A 16641-nucleotide genomic window follows, 5' to 3' on the forward strand; every position below is an offset into this window, starting at 1 on the left:
CATTGGATAGAGGTCGCGCCATCGATGCTGGCCTCCAGCTCCAGCCAGCATCTTGAATCACAAATCGACCAAAACCGGAATCCCCGCCGATTCAACAAAGCCGTGAACCGCTCTAGCGGGCTCAAGCTCGCGAAATTTCCTCATGATACCATAATATTGCTTATAGTACAAATATATAATCTATTGGGCGCTCGTGTCTAATTAAGAGGACGCATGACCCGGAGCGCAGCATGCGCCTGGCCCAGTAACCATATTGGACGCTGGCAGAACCTCGATCCCGGCCTATGCTTCGCAGTCCGATCAACGCGTTGCCTCTTAGGGGGATTGGTAATGCGTACCGCTTCAGTCGCAGCCATTGGCATGATGGCAGCCGCCTTGCTCGCTATGCCGGCGCAGGCGCAGAACAAGGCCGAGCCCATCGACTGCGCGGAATCGCTCCTTTACTTCACCGACGCCTACAAATGCTTCGCGACCCCATCCAGCGGCTCCGGTGGCGCGAGCGTTCGCATGTTCGTCATCAGCGGTACGCAGGGAAGCAGTTTCCGCTTTCTAGCCCGGCTCCAGGTGGCCGAAGGCGGCGCCATCTATCAGAACTACAGCACTGCCCAGTCGGCGGAGATCATCCGCTCGCTGGCCGGTGCGGTGCTGAAGTCGGCTACCGATGGATGGAGTGCGTACCAGGGTTTCGGCAGCACGGGTTATATGACGTTCAGATGGAACGGCCTTCAGTGCGTCGGCTTCGACCATGGCACCGGGGGCAACAAGCCGGATGGTTGGGGCATGTCGAGCGGGTGGCGGATGCTGCTACAAGGCCATTTCTGCGACGGCCAGGCGATAGCGAAGCCGGATGAGCGGCTCCGCGAGTTCCTCTCCGCCATCCGCATCGGCCCGGCCAAGGACGGGCAGAGCGCAATGGGCGGCAGCATCGTCGCCTTCAAGTCGAGCGGCGGCGCGACCACTGCTGCCTCGCCGAAGCCGCAAGCACCGACCACCGCGTCGCCATCAGCACCTGCCGCGCCCGTCAGCCCTGCGGCGACAACTCAGCCCCCGGCGCCAGCGCCAGATCGCGGTCCGGCCGCCATCGAAAGCGACCTGAGCGTGCTGAAGACGCTTCACGACAAGGGCCTAATCACCAAGGAGGAGTACGATCAGAAGCGGCGCGAGATTCTTGGCCGCATTTAGTCACTCCTATGCGGCGAGCAAATAACTGTGCGGGGCAATGTCGCGTCCACGAGGTCCCAGAAGCCGACTATCAAAGCCTACCGCTACAGACCTCGGAGGATTTCAGCACGCTTCGTTTGGTACTCGGACTCTGTCACAAGCCCATCGGACCGGAGTTTCTCAAGTAGACGCAGTCTTGCCTCAGCATCTCCACGCGTCGACTGTTGGCTCGCGGGCGCAGCCCCCTGAGGCCAATCTGAGTTCGCAGCAATGAAACGAAACGCCTGTGCTGCGGCGGCCTCGTTCCTCGGATCCCAAATGGCGACGTTTCCGACTGAGCATCCGCCGCTCATGCTACGCGCAGCATAAAAGCTCATGACCTTTCCGGCATATGGGAGCTCGCCCTCGAACTCATACCGAGCACCAGCATCCGTCTTGAAGTAGGTATCCCGCTTGATCTTCATTTCCCCTGCCGTGTACTCGCGCATTTGGGAAAGCGCATGCATGCGGTGCGTTCCGTGCGTGAAAGTCTCAGGCTTCTCAGAAGAGTAGCAGTAGCATTGGAGCGCTTCCCCATACTCGGCACGACCATCGAAAGAGGATTGGAAGGCCTGGGTGACACCATCCGGCTTCGGCACGGCGGCGTACTTTCCTTTGCCTGTGTGATATCGCACGAACTGGCACCCTGGAGCATCCTTCGCAAAGCTCACGGGCTCCATTCCCCTCGTGTCTGGACGGGTGGGATACAGCGGTACAGAAAACGTTTGGATTGCGCCGGACTTGGTTGCGCATCCTGCTAGCCCGATCAGTGAAACGAGTGTCCATCGCCAAAAATGGCGCCGCACTTCAGTGCGCTTGGTTCTCATGATCCCCCCAACCGGCCTAGCACGCCTAATTCAGTAAGCATCCAGGGTTCGCGAAAATCAACGTGCGGCAGAAATGGCCCGAACGTAGGGCGTCACGATCCCGTCCACGGATTAAGGATCTTCTTCACCGCGGATTTGAAATCGGCCGCGTTGCGGGTGACGAGCTTCAGCTGATGGACGTTAGCGGTGGCGGCGATGAACGCGTCCATGATGGCGATCGGCCGGCCCGCCGCCTCGCGGTGCGCCACCACCTCGCCCCAGCGATTGGCGACGGCCGGGTCCACCGGCAGCACGCGGCCCTCGAAGCGGAGCGGCACCTCGTCGCGCAGCCAGGCATCGAGCCGGCGGCGCCGCTGGCCGTCGGCCGGCCGCTTGATGCCGAGTAGGAACTCGGCGAGCCAGGCGATGACGCCCAGGCCGGGTCTCGGCTTCGCCCACTCGGAGACGACACTGGTGTCGAGCAGGAAGCTCACAAGCTCGCCTTGCGCGGGCGATCTTTCCGGCGCTTGACCTCGATGCCCGCATCGCGGAGCGGCGAGCCGGCGAAGAACTCCGCCAGGTTGCCGGTCCGCTTCGACTTCCGCTCCCATTCCTCGGCCGACACGACGACGGCCGCCGTTCGACCGTGCTTGGTGATGGTCTGCGGTCCTTTCGAGCGTGCCCGATCGAGCAGTTCGCTGAAACCGCGCCTTGGCGTCCGCGACGGTCCAGCGTGAAGCGTTGGGCGCTCCCGAAGTTGACTTATCGCGTCGACTCAAAATCGGATCGGGTCGCACGGTCCACCTGCGGCCTGAGGATAATAAAGCCTCGATCGCTCATCAGCGTTCGAAACTCCTTCTTGACCAGCTTGTGCGACGTTCCGCGCGGTATGCGCTCGTCACCCCGATATGTCCACAGTTCAGAGTGCGCGTAGTTCTCTTCCTCGGGAACATGATGAGGCCGGAAGGACTGCAGTTTGAAATCGGGTTGCGTTCCTTCCTTAGGAAGCTCCGAGGGGAGCTGGGTGACCAGGAACTGAACTATCCCACACTCGGGATTGTCGAAAATGACATCCCAAGGCGGCCCGAACTTTGACCAGTTTACGGAGGTGTTTTGATATCTGATCGAGTCTGGAAAGAGCCGATTCGCGTGCGTGTCGATCTCATCAGCCGTGCACCTAAGATATAGTCGGTGCCACAATCGGAAGCGCTGATCCTCCGGCCGCCCCCGTCTTTGCATTCGTCTGGGTCGAGAATGCGTTGACGAATTCGCGAATCCGAGCAGTTGCCCGCGCAATGCCGCCCGAGCTCTGTTCCACTTCCCACACAGTCGGGCGATCGCGTCTGTTTGTCGTGACGCCCAGCATCGTGCCATCATTAAGGCATTCGAGATCGCTGTACCGATCACCATCGACGAAGCAGATTGCTATTCCGCCTTCGGCCGACGCCGCCACGCGACTCGGCACGAATCCATCCCGCTCTAGTTGTTGAAGTATGGCGCGGCCCCATGTCAACGCTGAATCGGAAGGGCGCTCAAAGTCTTTGTCCCAAGTCTCAACGTTGCCAAAGCTATCCAACTTCTCAAAGAAGCCGATGAAAGCTGGGTCGCGGTCGGCATCTGAATAAGGAAGGGTCGAGTCCTCCACTATTGCCGTGAACTCCAGAATGGCTTTCGGGCGGAGCGTCTCGCGCAGCATCCCTGGATCGAACAATGACACATAGGACACATCGTCCTTGCTCAGCGACTCGACAATCGCCGGAGGAAAGTACGAAAGCGTGGCGATGTTCGTGTCCATTAGCGCGTGCGTCCCCAATGCTGATGAGCCGTCGTTGAAGTGAGATCTGCGAAACCTCGTACGATCCATTCGCGACCCAGGTCGAGAAACTGCATCATGCCGTCGTCATCGTTAGTTTGAGGTTTACCGCGGGCAACCAGTTGTAGCTGAACGATTTCCTGCTGGTCCGAACCACGGCGTACATGCCGAGCCGTAAATCGAAGTCGTCCGCGTTGTTCTGGGATCTCGAACCATCCATTGAGCGAAAGCGAACCCGGCAACGGAAGGAAGTTATCTGTGCCGCTGCCCCACCAGGGGCTGAACAAACTGAGTGATTCGGCGAACGTGTTCCAACCATCGCCCCGAAGGATGTCGTTCACGTAGGTCACTTCGCATTGTTGCAAGTCGAGCGCTCCAAGCCCCTGCTCAGCAACAAAACCCTTGAACCGACCCCATTCCCGCAAAAAACGCGGTCGCATCTCCGCTGTGTAGCGGGGATAGACGTTCTGTGGATTCCGCTTTCGCCAGTTGACCACAAAGCGATCGCTCTGCACCTGTATGAGATAGTTGTCGGGACGGGCGAGAAACCACGCGCGGCTTTCGTCCGAGTCGGTCGGTTCGCTCCGGGGGCCTGCTTCCCTGAACCACATGTCGTCGCCGAATCTCTCCATGATGTTTTCGATCGGCGGCTTGGTCTCTGTATCTGGATATTCGTCGGCGACCCGACTCCAGAAAAGCCCAGCATGCGGGTTGCGCCACCTCGGGAGTCTTGCGAAGGCTACAGAGATAGCCACCTCGGTGACCGGCGGCCGATCGAATTGGGGTAGCGGTCGTGGGAGCTCAGGCATGTGGGAGCGTCAATTGCTTCGGGCTCACCCTAGACTCGCTGCAGCAACATTTTTTTGACGCGGAGTGGGGTAACAGCTTTGCTGATTCGCCGCAAGCTGCGGCGTCCCACTCCACAGCAGGAGAAGGGTTATTGCTCAATTCAACCCCTTCAACGCCGCGATCACCGCCTCCGGCTTCTCGTAGTTCACCATGTGCCCCGCGCCCTTGATCGTCTCGAGCCGCGCGCCGGCGATCTTCGCCTGGAAGGCCGGGCCGTAGACCGGCGGGATCAGCTTGTCGTGCTCGCCCCAGATCAGCAGCGTGCGCGCCTTGATGCGGTGGATGCGGTCCGACAGGCCGCGATCGGGGATCGGGAACAGGAGCTTGCCGGCCATGCCGAAGCGCTTGGCGTTCATCACCAGGAACTGCACCAGGAAATCCAGGTTGTTCATGTCCTGGCCGGCGGTCATCAGTTGCACGCCGAACGCGGTGTCGTAGAACAGGTAGCCGGGGAATTCCGACGGCACCATGGCGAAGATGTCGGGGATCGGCGCGGCATCGAGCCAGAGCCCGGCCGGGCAGATCAGCGCCATGCGCTCGATCTCGTTCGGCGCCACCGCCGCCATCTCGGCCGCGATCATGCCGCCCATGGAATGGCCCATGACCAGCGGCTTCGATAGCTTCAGCGCGTCCATCACGTCGTAGCAGTGCAAGGTGACGTCGAGCATGTCGCGCAGGCGCTCGGCGCCTTCGCTGTCGCCGTAGCCCGGCAGGAGGGGCGCGTAGACGCGGTAGTGCTTCGCCAGCGCGGCGACGAAGGGGTCGTCGGGGAACAGGCCGCCGGCGCCGTGCAGGTAGAGGAGGGGCGTGCCTTCGCCGCCTTCGTAGACGCGCACTTGCGCGCGGCCCTGGGCGACATCGATCATGCGCGAGGTGATCATTCCGCCGCCTCCGCGCGCGCCGGCGCCGGCCGGAGCCAGAAGCGCTGGTCGTCCTTGTATTCGGGCCAGAGCTGGTTCAGCCGCGGCATCACCTTCTCGGCGAACAGCTTGCTGGAATGCCGCACCTTGTCGTCCGGCATGTCGCCGACCTGGAACAGGCAGAACACGTTGCCGACCCGGAGCGAGGTGATCAGGTCCACCATGCGGTCGTGCACCGTGTCGGGCGAGCCGGCGATGACATAGCCCTGGTCGACCAGGTCCTTCCAGGTGAGGGTCGGGTAGTTGCGCAGGTTGGCCTGGGTCAGCTGCGACACCGCGTTGGCCTGCAGGGTCTTGATGGTGCGGTAGCCCGGCGCGTCGGCGAAGCCCGGATAGACGTGCAGGCAGCGGTTATAGAAATAGTGCACGTGGCTCTTGTAGAGCTGCTCGGCCTCCGCGTCGGTATCGGCGACGCAGATCACCTGGGCGAAGCCGCCGCGATAGGGGCTGGCGTCCTTGCCCGACTTGGCGACGCGGTCCCAATAGCCCTTCATCAGCTGCTCGGCGCGCTTGTAGCCGGAATAGCTGAGGTAGCAGTAGACGTAGTCGTTCTCGAGGCAGAAATCGTAGGTCTCGAGCGAACCGCCGCCGGGGATGAAGATCGGCGGCGGGTTCTGGATCGGCCGCGGCCAGCAATTGACGTAGCGGATCTTGGTGTAGCGGCCGTTGAACGGGAACGGCTCGCGCGCCGCCCAGGCGCGGCGGATCAGCTCATGCGCCTCGGCATATTTCTCGCGGGTCAGCGCGGGGATGGTGCCGTAGGCGTAGTTGGTGTCCATCGAGGTGCCGACCGGGAAGCCGGCGACCAGCCGCCCGCCGGACAGCACGTCCAGCATGGCGAATTCCTCGGCCACGCGGATCGGCGGGTTGTAGAGGGCGATGGAATCGCCGAGCACCACCAGCGCCGCCTTCGAGGTGGTGCGGGCGAGCGAGGCGGCCATGATGTTGGGGGAGGGCATCAGGCCATAGGCATTGGCGTGGTGCTCGTTGACGCCGAGGCCGTCGAAGCCGAGCTCCTCGGCATATTCGAGCTGCTCGAGATAGGTGCGGTAGACCTCGGTGCCCTTGACCGGGTCATAGATCCGGTTCGGCAGGTCGACCCAGACCGAGCGGTGCTGTTCCCTGAAATCGTCCGGCAGATACGGCCAGGGCATCAGGTTGAACCAGGTGAACTTCATCGGTTTCCTCCCGCGCGCCCATTGGCGTGGCGCGTCTCGTTGGTATCATCGCATCTTCGTCATGCCCGGGCTTGTCCCGGGCATCCACGGCTCTCCACCGCGCTGCCCTAAGGCGTGGATGGCCGGGACAAGCCCGGCCATGACGTTGAGGGGATTGATCTGCGGCCCTTACTTCGCCATCCCCACCTTCTTGTTCACGAACTGCGTGGTGAAGGCGCTCTTCCAGTCGAAGCCGGCGGGGTAGATGCCGACCGAGACGGCGAAATCGGCGAAGCGCTGCCAGCGCGCCTCGTTCATGGCGCCGATGCCGTTCTGCTTCGACTCGCCGGAATCGACCAGGCCCATTTCCTTCATGGTCTTCAGCGAGAAGGCGATCAGCTCGTCGGTCATCTCCGGGTTGTCTTTTTTGATCAGCGCGTTCGCGGGGCCCGGATCGCCGTTGATATAGCTGTGCCAGCCGAGGATCGAGGCATCGACGAAACGTTGCACCACATCCGGACGCTCCTTGATCGTCTTGGCCTGGGTCTCGATCAGCGTCGAGTAGGTCTCGAAGCCATTGTCGGCGAGCAGGTGCACGACCGGCTTGACGCCGGCCTTCATGATGCTGAACGGCTCGCTCGTCGCGTAGCCCTGCTGCGTCGCGTTTTTGTCGGCGAGGAAGGGCGCGGGATTGAAGGTGTAGGGGCGCAGCTGGTCGTCGCTGTAGCCGTATTTCTGCTTCAGCCAGAGCCAGAACGAGGCGCGGCCGTCATTGGCGATCATGATCGGCTTGCCCTTGAGGGCCGCGAGGCTGTCGTTGCCGACGCCCGGGTGCGAGATCAGCACCTGCGGGTCCTTCTGGAACATTGCCGCCACGGTGACGACCGGGATCTTCGCCGTGACGTAGTTGTAGGAGTTGAACAGGTTGCCGCCCATGTTGAAGTCGATGCGGCCGGCGGCGAGCAGCTGGGAGTGGTTCACCTGCGGCCCGCCGGGGCGGAGCGTCACCTCCAGGCCGTGTCTGGCATAGATGCCGGTGGCGATCGCCTGGTAGAAGCCGCCATGCTCGGCCTGCGCCTTCCAGTTGGTGCCGAAGGTGACCTTGTCGGCGGCGAGAGTTGGGCCGGCGGCGCCGATCAGCAACGCGGCGGCGAGGCAGAAGCGCAACATGAGCGTAATCCCCCGGGTCTGAAATCCCTTGGGGCGGAGCGTGTCACGCGGTTGCCGTTAGCGTCAAGCAAGGCTAGAAGCCACGCATGTCCTCGCCCCAGCGCAAGCTCACCACCATCCTCTCGGCCGATGTCGAGGGCTATTCGCGCCTGATGGAGCTGGACGAGGAGGGCACGCTCACCGCGCTCAAACAGGCGCGCGCCGCCATGGCGCGGCTGATCGAGGCGCATGCGGGGCGGGTGATCAACACCTGGGGCGACGCGCTGATCGCCGAATTCGCCAGCGTGGTCGAGGCGGTGCGCGCCGCCATCGACATCCAGACCGAGCTGGCGCAGCACAATGCCGGCCGCGGCACCGATCGGCGCATGCTGTTCCGCATCGGCATCAATCTCGGCGACGTCATCGTCGACGGCAGCGACATCCTGGGCGACGGCGTCAACATCGCCGCCCGGCTGCAGGCCGAGGCGCCGGCCGGCGGCATCGTGATCTCCAGCACGGTGCACGACCAGGTGCGGGGCAAGATGACCGTCGGCTTCGACTTCCTCGGCAATCTCGCGGTGAAGAACATCTCCGAAGGTGTGCCGAGCTATGCCGTGCGCATCGGGGATGCCGAGCCGAGCCCGGCGCGGGCGCCCCTGCCGGACCGGCCGATGCCGGACCGGTCGATGCCGCTCTGGCTGGCGCGGCGCGAGCGCAGCCTCTACGCCGTGCTCCTGCCGCTCGGCTTCGCCGCGGTGATTGTGGTCGTCGTCAATGTCTTCACCTGGAGCGGCACCTTCTGGGCCAAGTGGCCCTTGCTCGGCATCGGCACCGCGGCGGCGCTCGCCTGGACCAAGCACCGCCTGTTCGGCGCGCGACGACGCTCGTGACCGCCCGGGCTCACCGCCATTGCGGCGTGCCGGGCTGGTGCACCCGGATGCGGTAGAGCGAGGTGGAGGCGGTGATGTAGAGGCTCCTGAGGTCGTCGTCGCCGAAGCAGAAATTCGCCGTGTATTCCGGCACCTGGATCACGCCGAGGCAGGTGGCGTCGGGCGCGAAGACGTGGATGCCGCCCGGGCCGCAGCAATAGATGTTGCCGCCGCTGTCGATCTTCATGCCGTCCGGCGCGCCGGCGCCTGCGCCTTTCGTCTCCGCCCAGACCTGGCCGCCCTTCAGCTTGCCGTCGGCCGTGACGTCGAAGACGCGGATGTGCTGGCGGTCGGTGTCGTTCACGTAGAGCCGCTTCTCGTCGAGTGAGAAGCAGAGCCCGTTCGGCTGGCCGAAATCGTCGGCGAGGAGCGTGAGTTTGCCGCCCGCCGGCTCGATCCGGTAGACGCCCTGGAAACTCAGCTCCTGCTCGCGCGGCACGCCGAAATGCGGCTTGCGGCCATAGGTCGGGTCGGTGAAGTAGATGCCGGCATCGTCGTGCTTGACCACGATGTCGTTCGGGCTGTTCAGTTCCTTGCCGTCGTGGTGGCTGGCGATGACGGTGATGGCGCCGTCCGGCTCGGTGCGGGTCACCCGGCTCGACGCATGTTCGCAGGTCAGAAGCCGGTCGCGGGTGTCCCAGGTGAGGCCGTTCGACTTGTTGCAGGGCTGGCGGAACGTGCTGACGCCGCCCTCAGCGCTCCATTGCCGGAGATGGTCGCCCGGCATGTCGCTGAACAGCAGGTAGTGGTCGCGCCCGTGCCAGAGCGGCCCTTCGGTGAAGATGAAGCCGGTGGCGAGCTTCTCGAAGCCGACCGACGGCCCGACCACCTCGGTGAAGCGGCGGTCGCGGATCTCGACGCCGGTCATGATCCTTGCGCCTTCTTGCGCGCGGCGACGGTGGTGCCGCCGACATACCAGTCCTCGGCCTCGACATCCTCGAACACGACCCAGACGGCGTCGCGCGGCAGCTCCGCCACTTCCGAGATCGCGTCGGTCACGCGCTTGGAGATCGCATCCTTCCGCGCTTGCGAGTGGCCTTTCAGGATACGGATGTTGACGAACGGCATGCTTGCCTCCCTTACAGTGCGAGCAGCTGATGGCGGAGCGCGGCATCGTCGCGCAGCGACGCGGCGCTGCCGGAATAGCGCACCTCGCCCTTTTCCAGAACATAGACCCGGTCGGCCACGGCGAGCGAGAACTCGACGCCCTGCTCGGCGAGCAGGATGGTGAGGCCCTTCTGCTTCAGCTCCAGCACGCGTTCCAGGAGCTGTTCGACGACCAGCGGCGCGAGGCCTTCGGACGGCTCGTCCAGGAGGAGAAGCTCGGGATTGCCGAGCAAGGTGCGCGCGATGGTCAGCATCTGCTGCTCGCCGCCGGACAGGAACCCGCCGGGCCGGTCGCGCAGCTCCTCCAGCTTCGGAAACAGCCGGTAGACCGCCGGGATGTCCCATCCGCCGGGCCGGCCGGCGACCTGGCGGGCGACGTCGAGATTCTCCCAGGTGGTCAGCTCGGCGAAGATGCGCCGGTCCTCCGGCACGAAGCCGATACCGGCCCGCGCCACCCGGTGCGGCGCCCAGCCGGTGATCTCCTTGCCTTTCCAGGTGACGCGCCCGCTGCTCGGCGGCGTGAGCCCCATGATGGAACGCATCGTCGTGGTCTTGCCGACGCCGTTGCGGCCGAGCAGGCAGACGCATTCCTGCGGCGCCACTTCGAGGGAGATGCCGAACAGCACGCGCGACTGGCCATAGGCCGTGTGGATGTCGCGGACTTCGAGCAGCGCGCTCATTTGCGCTCTCCGAGATAGATGCGGCGCACCTCGGCATTGCGCTGCACCTCGTCGGGCGTGCCTTCGGCGATCACCCGGCCCTGGTGCAGGACCATGATCTTCTCGGCGATGGAGAACACCACCTCCATGTCGTGCTCGGTGAACAGAAGCGTCAGGCCGAACTTCTCGGCGAGATGCTGCAGCAGCTTGATGCTGTCCCGCGTCTCGGCGGCCGACATGCCGGCGGTCGGCTCGTCGAGCAGCAGGATCTCGGGATCGCAGGCCAGCGCGATGCCGAGCTCGACCTGCTTCTGGTTGCCGTGGCTCAGCGCGCTGGCCGCCTCGTTGGCCTTGTCGGCGAGGCCGACCTGCTGCAGCAGCGCCGTCGTCTCGTCGCGGTACAGCGCGGCCGAGCTGGCCCAGAAATTCGTGCCGCGGCCGCGATGGGCGATATAGGCCGCCTGCACGTTCTCGAACACGGTCAGCTGCGGGAAAATGTTGGTGCGCTGGAACGACCGGCCCATGCCCATGCGGCAGATCCGGTGCGGCGGCGCTGCCGTGATGTCGCGCCCTTCCAGAACCACGCGGCCGGCATCGGGCCGCAGATGACCGGTGATCAGGTTGAAGAAAGTCGACTTGCCGGCGCCGTTCGGGCCGATGACCGCGGCGATCTGCTTCTTCGCGACGGTGAGCGACACTGCGTCGACGGCGACGAAGCCGCCGAACCGCTTGCTGACGCCCTCGACCTCAAGCATCGCGACCCCCGATGCGGCGGCCCAGCTTCGTCAGCGTGCCGACGATGCCGCCGGGAAAGACGAAGAGCAGCACGATCAGCACGCCACCCAGCACGAAGGGCCAGTATTCGGTATAGGAGGTGATCTGTTGGTTCAGGAGGATCAGCGCCGCGGCGCCGACCGCCGGGCCCCAGAAATGCGCCATTCCGCCGAGGATGGTCATGATCAGCGGCTCGGCCGACTTGGTCCAGAAGGCGAAGTCGGGAAAGACGCCGCGGTTGAAGATGCCGAACAGGGCGCCGGAGAGCCCGGCGAAGGCGCCGGACACCATGAAGGCGGCGAGCTCGTAGAGACGCACGTTGACGCCGATGAACTGGGCCCGCTCCGGATTGTCGCGGATCACCGTCAGCACGCGGCCGAAGGGCGAGAGGGTGATCCGTCGCAGCGCCGCGTAGCAGAGCGCCACCAGCGCCAGGGCCACGTAGTAGAACTTGTCGCTGACCCTGAGGTCGCCGATCAGCGGCAGCACCTCCATCCAGTCGAGGCCGGGATAAGGGACATTGGGCAGGCCCTGCTCGCCACCGGTGACGTCGTTCCACTTGAAGCAGATCGCCCAGACGATCTGCGCGAAGGCCAAGGTCAGCATGGCGAAGTAGATCTTGGTCAGCCGCACGCAGAAGAAGCCGAAGACCAGCGCGAAACCGGCCGCCATCAGCCCGCCGGCAATCCAGCTCGGCAGGAAGGGGAACCCAAGATTCTTCATCAGCAGTGCCGTCGTATAGGCGCCGATGCTGAAATAGGCGGCGTGGCCGAAGGTGACGAGGCCGGTGGTGCCGAGCAGCAGGTTCAGCGAGGTCGCGAACAGCGACAGGATGACGATATCGGTGGCGACGAAGGTGTAGAAGCGCGAGCCGAGGAACGGCACCGGCAACAGCACCAGGAAGACGATCAGGGTCCAGGGGATGCGGTTGATGAGCGGGCGAGTCATCGGAGCGGCCGCCCGAGCAGGCCCCAGGGCCGCACGATCAGGATCACCGCCATCAGGGCGGAAACGGCGAAGATCGAGAAGCGCGGGAAGATCAGGATGCCGAAGGACAGCACCTGGCCGAAGATCAGCGCGCCGAGGAAGGTGCCCCAGAACGAGCCGAGCCCGCCGATCACCACGACGATGAAGGCCTCGACGATGATGGCCACGTCCATGCCGGGCACGATGCTCTGCGTTGGCGTCACCAGCGCGCCGCCGAGGCCGGCCAGGAACGAGCCGACCATGAACATGCCGGTGTAGACCATCCCGACATTAGCGCCGAGGGAGCTGAGCATCTCGCGGTCCTGCGCCGCGGCGCGGACGATGCGCCCGACCGAGGTGCGCTGCAGCACGAACCAGAAGATCAGGGCGATGGTCGGGCCGAGCAGGATGATGAAGAGATTGTAGTGCGGCACGATGACGCCGAGCAGGTTGAGGCTGCCCTCCAGGCTCGGCGGCCGCGACACCGAGAGCTGTCCGGTGCCCCAGGTGATCTTGGCGACGTCGCCGAGGATCAGCACCAGCGCATAGGTGAAGAGCAGCTGGTAGAGCTCCTCCCGGCCATAGAGGTGGCGCAGCAGCAGGCGCTCCACCAGGCCGCCCAGGACGGCGATGCCGCAGGCCGCCCCGAGCGCGGCAAGCCAGAAGCCTTCAGTGCGCGGCCCGACCCACTGCACGAACTGGAACGCGAGATAGGCGCCCAGCATGTAGAACGAGCCATGCGCGAAATTGAGCACGCGCAGCACGCCGAAGATGAGCGAGAGGCCGGAGGCGATGAGGAACAGGAACATCGCCGCGGTGAGCCCGCCGAGGAACTGTCCGAACAGAAACGACGGTTCCAAGGCTGATCAGCCTGAAACCCTGCCGGCGGGGATGCCGGCAGGGCTCGCGAGGTAGCGCAACATGTGATGGATACCCGGTGCCGCGATCGGGCTCAGTCCATGAACGGCGCGGGGTCGATGTAGAGCACTTCCTGCATGGTGGCGTGGCCGAGCTTGGGGTCGTTCACCGTCTTGCCCCAGAACTGGCCGCGATTGGCCTGGTGGTCCTTCTCGCGCAGGGTCTGCTTGCCGATCGGCGTGTCGATGCTGAGCCCGGTCAGCGCCTTGGCCACCTTGTCGCTGTCGGTGCTGCCAGCCTTCTTGATGGCTTCCGCCAGGAACTGCATGGCGACGTAGCCGGTGACCGGCCAGGAGGAGGGGTTCTCCTGCTTGGTGTAGGTCCGGAGCTTGTCGATATATGTCTTGTGCGCCGGCGGGCCGCCCGGCCAGTTGTTGACGTCGTAACTGTTGCCCCAGATGCCGACGGGATAGTCGGCGCCCATGGTGCGCGCGCTCTCGATCGAGGCCGCCTCACCGGCGCCGATGAAGTTGTACTTCACCGCGTCGAAGTAGCCGAGCGGCTTGGCCTGCTTGGCGAAGGTGAGGAAGTGGCCGCCCCAGAGCGAGGAGAACACCGCATCCGGCTTCTTCGCCATCTGCGCGTTGATGAACGGCGTGTAGTCGGCCTCGCCCAGCTTCGGCCATTGCTGGTCGACGATCTCGGTATCCGGCTTGATCTTCTTCAGGTGCTCGACGAAGGCCTTGGTCACGTCCTGCCCATAGGCATAGTCGGGGCTGATGGTGGCGATCTTCTTCAGGCCCCATTTGGCGACGATCTCGGCCGCGGTGCGGCCTTCGATCGTGGTGTTGGAAGCGGAGCGGAACACATAGGGATGCAGGTTCGCCTTGGCGGTCAGCTGATCGGTCTTCGGGATCGGCGCGATGAAGACGATCTTGTTCTCTTTCGCGATGGTCGAGACCGCCGGGCCTTCGGCCGAGGTCAGCGTGCCGACCAGGAAATCGACATTGTCCTTCAGGATCAGCTCGCGCGAGACGCGCACCGCCTCGTCGGCATTGCCCTTGGTATCGCGCGGGATCAGCTCGAACTTGCGGCCGAGCACGCCGCCGGCGGCGTTGATCTCATCGACATACATCTGCGCGCCCTTCAGCGCCGGTTCGCCGAACAAGGCGCCCGGGCCGGAGAGGATCATCGGATAGCCGACCTTGATGGTCTTCTGCGCCGCGGCCTCCCACGGCGCGATCAGCGCCGCGATACCCGCGACGGCAAGCAGCATTCGGCGATGTAGCATGGTCAACCTCCCCTTGGTTTCCTTTATTGCAAATAGGAAACACCGGGGACGCGGCAGAAGTCAACTGGCTGCCCGAATGGGCGGCATGTTGCTTGGTCCGCAGGCAGGCCTCAGCTCGGCGGAAATTCCACCATCGCCTCGCCGCGCGCGATCTGCTGGCCCTGCTGATTGCGGATCTCGACATCGATCAGCAGCCAGCGGCTCTTCTCCGTCTTCCGCTTGGCGGTGACGTGGCCCTTCGCCGTGATGGTGTCGCCGGGGCGCACGGGGGCCAGCCAGCGCGTTTCGAGCCGCCGCTGCACGGCGCCCCGCGGATAGGCCCAGTCGGTCAGCATCCGGGTCAACAGGCCGAAATTGGTCATGCCGTGCATGATCACGCCGCCGAACTGGGTCTTGCCGAAGCTGCCCTTCATGTAGTCGTCGTCGAGATGCAGCGGGTTGTAGTCGAGCGAGCCGTCGCAGAAATCGCGAATGGTCTGCCGCGTCACCGCGAATGGGGCGCCGCCGACGGTCGCGCCGATCTCGATATTCTCGAAGGTATCGGTCATGGCGCGCCTCACACCGGTCGGATGGTCTGGCCGCGACCTGCGCAGATCACTTGGCCATGCTGGTTGAAGAAGACGTTGTCGTGCACCGCAAACAGACGATCCTTCTTGATGAACTTGTCGAGCGCACGCGCCTGCAGTGTGATCGTGTCGCCGGGGCGGGCGGGGATGTTGTAGCTCCAGGACTGGCCCGCGTTGATGGTACCGGGACTGCGCATCCAGTCGTCGGCCGGCGTGCAGGCGAACATCAGCAGGATATGGATCGCCGGCGGCGCGATCAGGCCTTTGTACGGCGACGCCTTGGCATAGGCCTCGTCGAAATAGAGCGGGTGCAGGTCGCCGACGGAGCGGCAGTAGGCGTGGATCGCTTCGAGCGTCAACAGATACGGGATCGTTTTGCGCGGCTCGCCCGGCACGATCTCGTCCCAGACCTTGCGGCTCTTTGCGTCCTTCCAGAAATCGGTCTCGAACTCGGCCGACATTCCGCTTCCTCCCGCGCGCGATTCTTCGATCGCGAGATTAGCGCAGAAGAAAGCGCGGGCGACCTGTTCGGACGCCCGCGCCTTCGATATCAGTCGGCTGTTGGAATCAGGCGGCTGCTTGGATCAGGCCGCCATGATGGCGCCGCGCGCGCCGGGCACGCGCAGCACGGCGGCCTTCAGCTTCTCCAGCGCCTTGGCCTCGATCTGGCGCACGCGCTCCTTGGTGATGCCGAGCTTGCCGCCGAGCTCTTCGAGCGTGGCACGGTCGTCCTCGCGCAGACGGCGTGCCGTGATGATCTGCCGCTCGCGCTGGGTCAAGCTGGCGAGACCCTGGGCGACCCAGTTCGACGCCGCCTTGCGCTCGCGGCTGGCGACCACCGTCTCCTCCGGGTTCGGGCCAGGATCGGGCAGCAGGGTCTCGAGCGTCTCGTCGCCGTCCTCGCCGATCGGCCCGGCCAGCGACTGGTCGCGGCTTGACAGGCGCTGATGCATGGCCTGCACCTCGGTGAGGGAGATGCCGAGATCCCCCGAAATCTTCTCCAGCGCCTCGGGCGTCACATCCTGACCCGCCGCGGCGAGCCGGGCGCGGAGCCAGCGCAGGTTGAAAAAGAGCGTCTTCTGGTTGGCCGAGGTGCCGCTCCGGACGATCGACCAGTTGCGCAGGACGAATTCCTGCATCGCCGCCTTGATCCACCACGATGCGTAGGTCGCGAAGCGCACCTGGCGGTCCGGGTCGAAGCGGCTGGCCGCCTGCATCAGGCCGACGGTGCCCTCCTGGACGAGGTCGGCCATCGACAGACCATAGTTGCGAAACTTACGCGCGATGGAGACCGCAAGGCGGACATGCGCGTTGATCAGCTCGTGCAGGGCCCGGTCGTCGCCGGCCTCGCGCCAGCGCCGCACCAGCTCCTGTTCGCGCTCGACGGTGAGAATTGGCGCCGCCATAGTGGACGCCACGTAACGCCGCGCTAGATCAGACCCGTGCAAGGACTCACTACGTGCCATGACTCGCCCTCCTGAGCTGCCCCGCCATCGGCCGGTATGCGCCGGTGGGGGTGTGGGACAGCTCGTTTGATAGCGAGTCGATACTAACTCGAATGGCAGGGGCAGGCAACTATTAATTTCGACTCGCTACG

General features: G+C 64.4%; 19 protein-coding genes. 2 read left to right on the forward strand and 17 right to left on the reverse strand.

All coding sequences use genetic code 11. The features are described from left to right. Positions 1-360 precede the first annotated feature (360 nt). Positions 361-1182, forward strand: coding sequence for an SHOCT domain-containing protein (locus DT074_RS05760; RefSeq protein WP_162914657.1), 822 nt, complete (start codon positions 361-363; stop codon positions 1180-1182). A 937-nt stretch (positions 1183-2119) separates the two neighbouring features. Here DT074_RS05760 and DT074_RS05765 read toward each other — a convergent pair. From DT074_RS05765 to DT074_RS05795, 7 genes are all read right to left on the reverse strand, one after another. Then, positions 2120-2500 carry a type II toxin-antitoxin system VapC family toxin gene (locus DT074_RS05765; protein ID WP_119418873.1) on the reverse strand — a complete coding sequence of 127 codons (381 nt, stop codon included), beginning with the start codon at positions 2498-2500 and terminating at the stop codon, positions 2120-2122. Next, the gene (locus DT074_RS05770; RefSeq protein ID WP_368744487.1) at positions 2497-2772 is read right to left on the reverse strand and encodes a type II toxin-antitoxin system Phd/YefM family antitoxin; all 276 of its coding nucleotides are present in this window, start codon (positions 2770-2772) and stop codon (positions 2497-2499) included. The genes DT074_RS05765 and DT074_RS05770 overlap by 4 nt, the downstream gene beginning before the upstream one ends. A gap of 411 nt (positions 2773-3183) precedes the next feature. Next, positions 3184-3801, reverse strand: coding sequence for a hypothetical protein (locus DT074_RS05775; protein WP_119418874.1), 618 nt, complete (start codon positions 3799-3801; stop codon positions 3184-3186). Further along, positions 3801-4628: a TIGR04255 family protein gene (locus tag DT074_RS05780; protein WP_119418875.1), complete on the reverse strand. Its 828-nt coding sequence runs from the start codon at positions 4626-4628 to the stop codon at positions 3801-3803. Before DT074_RS05780 ends, DT074_RS05775 begins: the two co-directional genes overlap by 1 nt. Before the next feature lie 135 nt (positions 4629-4763). After that, positions 4764-5549, reverse strand: a complete 786-nt coding sequence (locus tag DT074_RS05785; protein ID WP_119418876.1) for an alpha/beta fold hydrolase — start codon at positions 5547-5549, stop codon at positions 4764-4766. Then, on the reverse strand, positions 5546-6766 hold the full coding sequence (locus DT074_RS05790; RefSeq protein WP_119418877.1) for an LLM class flavin-dependent oxidoreductase: 1221 nt from the start codon (positions 6764-6766) through the stop codon (positions 5546-5548). Before DT074_RS05790 ends, DT074_RS05785 begins: the two co-directional genes overlap by 4 nt. Positions 6767-6934: 168 nt before the next feature. Further along, positions 6935-7915, reverse strand: coding sequence for an ABC transporter substrate-binding protein (locus DT074_RS05795; RefSeq protein WP_119418878.1), 981 nt, complete (start codon positions 7913-7915; stop codon positions 6935-6937). 86 nt (positions 7916-8001) lie between these two features. Here DT074_RS05795 and DT074_RS05800 point away from each other — a divergent pair, with 86 nt between their 5' ends. Beyond that, positions 8002-8784 carry an adenylate/guanylate cyclase domain-containing protein gene (locus DT074_RS05800; protein ID WP_119418879.1) on the forward strand — a complete coding sequence of 261 codons (783 nt, stop codon included), beginning with the start codon at positions 8002-8004 and terminating at the stop codon, positions 8782-8784. A 10-nt stretch (positions 8785-8794) separates the two neighbouring features. On the opposite strand, the gene DT074_RS05805 is transcribed toward DT074_RS05800, so the two are convergent. From DT074_RS05805 to DT074_RS05850, 10 genes are all read right to left on the reverse strand, one after another. Then, a complete protein-coding gene (locus DT074_RS05805; RefSeq protein WP_119418880.1) occupies positions 8795-9691 on the reverse strand; it encodes an SMP-30/gluconolactonase/LRE family protein in 897 nt (298 codons plus the stop codon). Continuing rightward, positions 9688-9891, reverse strand: a complete 204-nt coding sequence (locus DT074_RS05810; RefSeq protein ID WP_119418881.1) for a tautomerase family protein — start codon at positions 9889-9891, stop codon at positions 9688-9690. Before DT074_RS05810 ends, DT074_RS05805 begins: the two co-directional genes overlap by 4 nt. 11 nt (positions 9892-9902) lie before the next feature. Continuing rightward, entirely contained in the window at positions 9903-10610 is a 708-nt protein-coding gene (locus DT074_RS05815) for an ABC transporter ATP-binding protein (RefSeq protein WP_119418882.1), read from the reverse strand. Further along, the gene (locus tag DT074_RS05820) at positions 10607-11344 is read right to left on the reverse strand and encodes an ABC transporter ATP-binding protein (protein ID WP_119418883.1); all 738 of its coding nucleotides are present in this window, start codon (positions 11342-11344) and stop codon (positions 10607-10609) included. Before DT074_RS05820 ends, DT074_RS05815 begins: the two co-directional genes overlap by 4 nt. Continuing rightward, positions 11337-12311 (reverse strand): branched-chain amino acid ABC transporter permease, encoded by a 975-nt coding sequence (locus tag DT074_RS05825; protein ID WP_119418884.1) that lies wholly within the window; start codon positions 12309-12311, stop codon positions 11337-11339. The genes DT074_RS05820 and DT074_RS05825 overlap by 8 nt, the downstream gene beginning before the upstream one ends. Beyond that, complete coding sequence (locus DT074_RS05830; RefSeq protein ID WP_119418885.1) at positions 12308-13189, reverse strand: branched-chain amino acid ABC transporter permease; 882 nt, start codon at positions 13187-13189, stop codon at positions 12308-12310. The genes DT074_RS05825 and DT074_RS05830 overlap by 4 nt, the downstream gene beginning before the upstream one ends. Before the next feature lie 92 nt (positions 13190-13281). Further along, entirely contained in the window at positions 13282-14478 is a 1197-nt protein-coding gene (locus tag DT074_RS05835; protein WP_119418886.1) for an ABC transporter substrate-binding protein, read from the reverse strand. Between the two features lie 110 nt (positions 14479-14588). Then, on the reverse strand, positions 14589-15026 hold the full coding sequence (locus tag DT074_RS05840; protein ID WP_119418887.1) for a MaoC family dehydratase: 438 nt from the start codon (positions 15024-15026) through the stop codon (positions 14589-14591). Positions 15027-15034: 8 nt separating this feature from the next. Then, positions 15035-15505, reverse strand: coding sequence for a MaoC family dehydratase (locus DT074_RS05845; RefSeq protein ID WP_119418888.1), 471 nt, complete (start codon positions 15503-15505; stop codon positions 15035-15037). A gap of 123 nt (positions 15506-15628) precedes the next feature. After that, the gene (locus tag DT074_RS05850; protein ID WP_119418889.1) at positions 15629-16510 is read right to left on the reverse strand and encodes an RNA polymerase factor sigma-32; all 882 of its coding nucleotides are present in this window, start codon (positions 16508-16510) and stop codon (positions 15629-15631) included. Between the last annotated feature and the right edge of the window lie 131 nt (positions 16511-16641).

The sequence above is a fragment of the Desertibaculum subflavum genome (assembly GCA_003576705.1).
In the GTDB taxonomy this organism is placed as follows: Bacteria; Pseudomonadota; Alphaproteobacteria; order Ferrovibrionales; family Ferrovibrionaceae; genus Desertibaculum; species Desertibaculum subflavum.